We start from the raw sequence: 7100 nt of genomic DNA, 5'->3' as shown, positions 1-7100 counted from the left end.
ACTCGTGCCGGTACGGCTCGTCGTGTCGGCCGCCGTTCCGGTGCAACACCAGGGACGATCGGAGATTCGGGCGATGTAACGCGGAAGAAAGGATTGCTGTGAGGACCCTGCTGCGGCGTATCGGTGGAGGCGGTTGTCTGGTCACGCTCGCCTCCGGGCTACTGATCGCGGGCTCGGGGTCCGCGCAAGGAGATCCCGCCGTGTGCTACGTCGAGCCGGGGATCACCGACGCCGTCGCGCGGTGCCATGACGGTGACAGTGCGTCTGCGCTCGAGGTCGAATGCCTCGGGTTGATGACGCCCAGCACGCCCGACGGGCCGATCTTCGGCGCCTACTCGGGCACCGAATCGGTGCCGTCCGCGGTCGGCCAGCCGATGCGCGCGTCCTGCATCTCCGATAAAACCCTCGGCATCACCACGCGGGCGTTCGTAATGCCGAGGTAATCGGGCTCAGGACGTCTCGTTCTCCGCGGCGCCCTGCTCGATCCCGGCGCGCAGCGCCATGGCGGTCCGCTCGATCTGTGCCGCCTGCCCTGTCCAATTCTCTTCTGCCGCACCCAGGTACACGGACCGCGCATGCGCGAGCACCGGTCGGTGCTCCGGCGCGATCCGATCCAGCACCCACTCGGCCGCTTTGTCTTTCGAGGTGATCACCCCGGTGGCGACCGTCATCCACACCCGGGAGAGAGTGAGCAGCACGTTGCGCGTATCGGTTTCGAGTTCCCCGACCAGCTCCGGCACGCCCGCCACCATCGCGTCCGTCAGGTCGGCCCTGGGGACCGGCTCGAGCACCTGCGCGGGCCGCGGCCCCACCAGCGCCGAGTCGCCCTCCAGCACCATGGTTATCAGCACCGCCAGATCCGGACTGGCTGTGGCCGAGGGTATCTCACCACTCTCGTACTCCGCCCGCAACCACTCCCCATACTGAAAATCACTCGTCGGCGGATACCGCCACGGCCGCACCGCACCCTGCACCACCGAAGTCAACTCCACCGGCCGCAGCGCTTCCCCCACCTCACCCGACAAGTCGAGCAACCCCTCCAAGAGCACCCGCCGCTGCCCCTGATCCAACGAGTCCGCACTCACCACCAACACATCGATATCGCTATACCGCCGCAACCCACCCAACACCGCCGACCCGTGCCGGTAAACCCCAACCAGCTGCTCCCCGAACACTCCCCGAACCAGCTCGACAACATCGTCTTCCTGCGTCACCCCACCACGCTAACCCCACTTCTCCACCGCCCGAACGAGCTGTTCAGGCGGAGGGTGTCGCCGGGGAAGCCGAGATCAATCCGCTCTGGTCGCGGTGACCATGACGGTCGTGTATCGGCAGACGAAATCGCCCCCTGTGCGATCGATGACCGCGCCGAGGTCTGCGAGCACCTCGTCCAGCACGGCCGGTGCCAGGCGGGTCGTGGCGCCGGTGGTGGCGGAGTAGTCCAACCATTCGTCGCGGGTATACCTCTGGGTCCACTCGAAACGTTGCTGTTGCGGCTCGTCGAAGGCGGCCGTTGCGCGAATGCCTGCGGCGGCTTTATCGCACATCGCCGTGTAGATCTCGACGCTGGACACGGTGGGCAGACTCGCGATGGGAGATTCCGGAACCACCCGGCGGAAGACATCGGCAAGGGCCTGTTCGAGTTCAGGTGGTGGCTGTTGCACGTTCCAGAACAGGGCGAGGGTGCCGCCCGGGCGCAGGGCGGCGGCCGCCTTGTGCGCGCCCGCGACGGGATCGACCCAGTGCCAGGTCTGCCCGGCGACGGCGGCGTCGAAGCTGCGTCCCGCCGGATCCCAGGTCTCGAAGGTGGACACTTCGACCTCGGCGCCCCGGTGGCGTGCGAATTCGGCCATGCGCGGATCGGGTTCGACGCCGAGGACGGTGCAGCCGGCGGCCTGGAATCGACGCGCGACGATGCCGGTGCCGGTTCCGATGTCGAGGACGCTGCGTCCTGGACTGGCGTCGACGACCGCCGCGACGAGTGCCGCGGGATAGCGCGGACGGCACCGGTCGTAGCGCGCGGCATCGATACCGAATGATTCCGCGATCGCGCGGACTCGATGGGATTCGAGCTCAGGGGAGGGCGATTGCCCCGACGGTATAGTGGGCATGCGCCCACTGTAAATGGGCAAGTGCCCACTCGGCAAGGGCGGGTTTGGTGACGAAGGGAGATGTACACGGTGCCAACGGGAGTCGCCATGCGTGACGTGCGCGCACAGTTGTTCGACGCCGCCGAACGGATCATGCGCCGAGACGGGCCGAGCGCGCTGACGAGTCGGGCGGTAACCACGGAGGCGGGGTGCGCGAAAGGCGTGCTGCACCGGCATTTCGCCGACTTCGACGATTTCCTGGCCGAATTGGTGCTGGATCGTGTCGCCAAGCTGGAACAACTTTCCGCCGCACTGTATGTGTCGGCGGGCACCGGCTCTGTCGTCGAACACCTCTCGGACGCACTGACATCGATATTCGAGTCGGTCGCAGTGGCGATCGTCAGCCTGGTCACGTTCCGGGACGAGTTGCGCGCCAGGCTGCGTCACCGGTGGCCGACCGGGCTGCCGCTGATGTCGGAGGCGACGGCGATGCTGGCGGAATATCTCGCCGCCGAACGCGGGCACGGCCGGATCGCGCAGCATGCCGATATCGACGCGCTCGCACCCGCTTTGATCGGCACGGGGCACCTGCTGTTCGCCGACCGCACGGGACCGCCGCCGGATACCGCTGCCGTCATCCGGGTGGTGACCACGGTGGTCGGTGCAGCGTTGACCGCCGAGTAGACGCTTGGCAGGCCTACAAGACGAACGAATTCAGTTCGGCACGGCCTCGAGAATATTGTCCGGCGACACCGTCGGGATCACCCGCTGCAAGGTGAAGCCGTAGCGTGCCAAGAACTCTCGATACTCCGCGGCCGTGCGTTCGCGCCCGCCGACGTTCACCAGCATCTCCAGATCGACGAACTTGCCCGGGTGCGGGTGATTGTTCTCCGGCAGCACCAGCTCGACGATCACCAGGCGCGCACCGGGTTTCATCGCCGCGCGGACCGCGCTGAGGATGCGTCCCGCGTCCTGCTCCGGCCAGTCGTGCAGGATGTGCTTGAGGATATAGACGTCGCCGCCCCGCGGCACCGTGTCGAAGAACGAGCCGCGCTCGATGGTGCATCGCTCGGCCACGCCGCGTGCGGCGAGATGGTCGGCCGCGGCCTCGGCGACCTCGGGTAGATCGAACAGGATGCCGGTGGATTCCGGTGCGCTGCGCAGGATTTCGGCGATGAGCGTGCCTTCGCCGCCGCCGACGTCGACGACGGTGGCGAAGCGGGTGAAATCGTAGGCGGCGAGCAGTGGCCCGAGCGAGAGGGTGCCGATGCTGGTCATCGCGTTGTCGAAGAGCCTGCCGAGTTCGCGGTTGGCCTGTACGTGCTCGAAGAACGACATGCCGTGCAGCGCTTGGCCGACCGGCTTGCCGGTACGCACCGCGTCGACCAGATGCGACCAGTGGTCGCGGTGCACTGCGGAGCCGAAGAACAGCGCCGCGTCGCGCAGCGAAACGGCACTGTCGCGGCGCAATGCTTTGCCCATCGGCGTGAGCGCGTACCTGCCGTCGCGGCGGCGGGTGAAGATGCCGTAGGCGATGAGCAAGCGCAGCAGCCGGTGCAGCCCGTCCTCGTCGGCTCCGACCTGTTCGGCCAGGTCGGCCCCGCTGCGCGGGCCGTCCGCGAGCACGTCGGCGATGCCGAGTTCGGCGGCGGCGTGGATCGCCTGGGTGAGCCAGCCGGCGGCGAGCAGTTCCATCACCGCGATGTGGCCGGGTACCAGCTTGCGATAGGCGACCGACACCCCGTAGCGGATCAGCTCGACGGCGCGGACCACCACCTGCGGCGGAACTCTCGATTGCCCGGATGCCATAACCGGCTCCATCCCCTCGACGGTCGGCCCCGCCGTATCAAACGGGTACCCGTGCCGGCGCCGTCGCCGCACCAGTGCTCACCGAGCTCCGCGCTGGTGCGCTGTGAACAACGCGCCCCACGTAGCGTACGTGGTCCGCACCCGCTCGGCAGGGCGGATCCAGCCGCGGCCGATGCGCTCAGAACGTCCAGCGGGTCGCTCCGCCGGGCTCCACCGTGGACAGGGCTGTCGCCGACTCCGCGCTGATCCGATAGACGTGCCACGGCGGCGGTCCCGCCGACGGCGCGCTGTACTCGGCGGTGAGCGCCTGCCCGGTCGCGTCGGGGGCGGCGGGCCACCCGTCCGCGGCGTACCTCGCGGCGACCTCGGCCACCACCACCGGGTCGGTGACCTGACTTGCCGTCCCCTCGATGACCAGATCGAAGTCGTGCAGCGAGAGGCTGACCGCGCAGCGCGGGTCCCGAGCGAGGTTGCGGCCCTTGCGGCTTCGCGCGCCGGTGATGAACACGACCGCGCCGTCGAGCCACAGCGCGCCCACCGCGGTCATGTGCGGGCTGCCATCGGGATGGTGTCCATACCTCTCCTGACGACGCGACGCCGTGGATCTCACCGGTTACGGAGCGAGACGTAAGACCGCCGGGATCCGGGACGGTGCGGGAACGAAATCGCGGTTCGATGCGGTGACCTGGTAGAGCGGGTCGGGAACCGGCTGCCAGCGGGCGAAAAGCGCGGCGGTGGCCAGGGTGACGGTCATCAGGGCGAAGTTGCTGCCGGGGCAGTGCCGGTTGCCGACGCCGAACGGCAGGATCGCCTTCTTGTCGATCTCCTCGACCCGGTCGGGGAACCAGCGGTCGGGGTCGAAGGTTTCGGGATCGGGATAGTAGTGCGGGTTGTGGTGGATCAGGTACGGGCTGAACACCACTGTCGCGCCGTCGGGCAAGATCGTCTCGCCCAACGTGACGGGACCGTCTGCGGTCTGCGTGCTGACCCACGGGCCCCAGAAGCGCAGCGTCTCCTGGATGACCGAGCGCAGGTAGGGCAGTCGCGTGACGTGCTCGGCGCTGACCTGTCCGGTGCCCACGAAATCGTCGAGCTCCCTGCGTATTTCATCGGAGATCCGGGGTTGGCGCATGATCTCGTGCCACACCCAGCCGAGGATCGAGGCGGTCGACCCGACGCCGGCCGCGAGCATCAGCAGCAGCTCGTCGATGATCTCCTCGTCGGAGAGCTGGGCACCGGTCTCCGGGTCGCGATGGCGGACCAACTCCGACAGCACATCGTGGAAATCGCGGTCGGCACGGCGGTATTCGGCGACCACCGCACCGATCTGGGTACGCAGCCGGTGCGCCGTGCGCGCGAAGCGACGGTTCGCCAGCGCCCGCATCCGACGCACCGGCGGAGGCAGCGCGGCCCGCTGGATGACCTGCCCGAGCAGCCACGGAATACTTTGCTGTACTTCACGTTTAGCCTGCGCACCGAAGTCCGCGGTGAACAGGGTGGAAGAGATGATGTCGAGCACCAAGCGATGCGCCTCGTCGGCCAGATCGAGTTGCTGCCCGGGACGCAGCGACGCCGACCAGGTATTCGCGAGATTCGCTGCGACCACGGCGTATTCGTTCAAACGGCGTTGCCGCAGCGCGGGCGCGATCAACCGGCGGCGCAACTCGTGCGGTTTGCCGCTGAGCACATTGGACGCCTCGCGGATGACCTCGGCGATCGCCTCGCGCAACTCCTCGCGATGGAACTGTCCTGCCTCGCCGAAACCCACCGCGCGGACCAGTTCCGGGGTGGTGAGCAGGTAGGCCGGGCGCGGGCCCAGATAGATCCGCACAATCGGCCCGAGTTCGGCCAGCGAGGTGACGAAGCGCAATCCGTCGCGCAGCGCAACCGCGGTGTGACCGATCAGCGGCAGCCGTCCCGGCGCGGTGGGCACATCCGGAACCTGCTGTGCGGCAGCGGCGTAGACCTCCAGGATCGACGCGGTCAGCCGGGACTGTCGGGCGGAATCGGTGTACTCGGTGAGGATCTTGCGCATCGGCGCCAGCAGTTCGGGGTCGGCGGCCAATTCCCGCAGCGTCGCCGCGATCGCCGCCACCGACGGGTCGCCGGTGCGGATTCCGCCGCCGTCGGGCACGGTCTCGGCCAGATCGGGATCGCAGTAGACCACCGGCAGCCGCATCGCCGCGGCCTCCAGCAGGGCCATGCCCTGTGTGTCGAAACCGGAAGAGGGAAAAAGTAGCACGTCGTGGTTCGCCATCGCGGCGAGACACTCGGCTTGGCCGACCGCGCCGTGTAGCCGTATTCGGGCCCCGAGTCCGCGCGTGTCGATCACCGCCCGCGCGCGATCCTCGAGATCGCCCGAACCGTAGATGTCGAACTCGCAGTTCGGCACCGCGGCCACCGCATCGAGCGCCGCCAGCAGCCGCTTCTCCGCGGACAGCCGGGCACACCACAGCACACGCAGTGACCCGGTTGCGGCAGTGGGTGTTTCGGCCGAGCGGGCGGCCTGTGCCCGATCGAGCAGCGCGTCATCGATGCCGTTGGAGATCACCCGCAGCGGACGAGCCAGCCCGTGCGCGCGCAGACGCTCGGCGAAATGGTTGGTCGGCACGATCACTCGATCCGCCGCCTGGGCTTGGCCGACCATGGTGTGCCAGGCATGCCTGGCCGCCCGGGATTCGTCGTTGCGCGGCATCCGCTCGGGGTGCGCGACGAAGCGGCCGTGCAGCGCGCGCATGGTCAGCGCGGCCAGGTAGGGGGCGGGCGAGGTGTGCTGGATGAACACGTCGTCGCGGCTGTGCACGGTGTGCACCACTGGAATGCCGTGCCGGCGGGCGGCGCGCAACCCGGCGATGGCCACGCCGTAGGTGGTCTGGGTGTGCACGACGTCGACCGGGCCCCGCTCGGCGAACACCGCGTCGATCAATCGGGCGTTCGCCCTGGTCGGCAGCACCATGGCGAATCCGTTCACCACGACACCACCGAGCGCGGACAGCACCACCACATCGGGGTCGGTGTCCGCGGCGCCGGGCAGCGGCGCGCAGAACAGGGTGACGCGGTGGCCGAGGCGTTCGAGCCCCCGCCGCTGGGCGTGCACCGAGGTCTGGATTCCGCCCATGGTGTCGGGATGGAAGTCGGTGAACAGCGCGACGTGCATGGCACCACGGTACGGACCGAGCGCGCGCTTCGGCGCTCATCAGC

General features: G+C 68.6%; 7 protein-coding genes. 2 read left to right on the top strand and 5 right to left on the bottom strand.

Annotation, left to right across the window (positions count from 1 at the left end):
• Window positions 1-98: 98 nt before the first annotated feature.
• Entirely contained in the window at window positions 99-443 is a 345-nt protein-coding gene (locus tag NBRGI_RS25815) for a hypothetical protein (protein ID WP_029899801.1), read from the top strand.
• Window positions 444-449: 6 nt separating this feature from the next.
• On the opposite strand, the gene NBRGI_RS25810 is transcribed toward NBRGI_RS25815, so the two are convergent.
• Window positions 450-1214: an aminoglycoside adenylyltransferase family protein gene (locus NBRGI_RS25810; protein ID WP_081878230.1), complete on the bottom strand. Its 765-nt coding sequence runs from the start codon at window positions 1212-1214 to the stop codon at window positions 450-452.
• A 75-nt stretch (window positions 1215-1289) separates the two neighbouring features.
• Window positions 1290-2111 (bottom strand): class I SAM-dependent methyltransferase, encoded by an 822-nt coding sequence (locus NBRGI_RS25805; protein ID WP_029899799.1) that lies wholly within the window; start codon window positions 2109-2111, stop codon window positions 1290-1292.
• An 87-nt stretch (window positions 2112-2198) separates the two neighbouring features.
• On the opposite strand from NBRGI_RS25805, the gene NBRGI_RS25800 reads away from it, so the two are divergent.
• Complete coding sequence (locus NBRGI_RS25800) at window positions 2199-2774, top strand: TetR/AcrR family transcriptional regulator (protein ID WP_228836257.1); 576 nt, start codon at window positions 2199-2201, stop codon at window positions 2772-2774.
• 30 nt (window positions 2775-2804) lie between these two features.
• Here NBRGI_RS25800 and NBRGI_RS25795 read toward each other — a convergent pair whose 3' ends face one another.
• The 3 genes from NBRGI_RS25795 to NBRGI_RS44235 all read right to left on the bottom strand — a co-directional run bounded on the left by NBRGI_RS25795 (window position 2805) and on the right by NBRGI_RS44235 (window position 7056).
• Window positions 2805-3899, bottom strand: a complete 1095-nt coding sequence (locus tag NBRGI_RS25795; RefSeq protein WP_029899797.1) for a methyltransferase — start codon at window positions 3897-3899, stop codon at window positions 2805-2807.
• A 178-nt stretch (window positions 3900-4077) separates the two neighbouring features.
• Complete coding sequence (locus NBRGI_RS25790) at window positions 4078-4509, bottom strand: pyridoxamine 5'-phosphate oxidase family protein (RefSeq protein ID WP_268808428.1); 432 nt, start codon at window positions 4507-4509, stop codon at window positions 4078-4080.
• A gap of 3 nt (window positions 4510-4512) precedes the next feature.
• Window positions 4513-7056, bottom strand: a complete 2544-nt coding sequence (locus NBRGI_RS44235; RefSeq protein ID WP_036560797.1) for a cytochrome P450 — start codon at window positions 7054-7056, stop codon at window positions 4513-4515.
• Window positions 7057-7100: the final 44 nt, after the last annotated feature.

Origin of the sequence: Nocardia brasiliensis IFM 10847, from assembly GCF_000710915.1 — a bacterium.
In the GTDB taxonomy this organism is placed as follows: Bacteria; Actinomycetota; Actinomycetes; order Mycobacteriales; family Mycobacteriaceae; genus Nocardia; species Nocardia brasiliensis_A.
The sequence above is the reverse complement of the archived record's forward strand: the minus strand, read 5'-3'. Positions and strand labels throughout refer to the sequence as shown.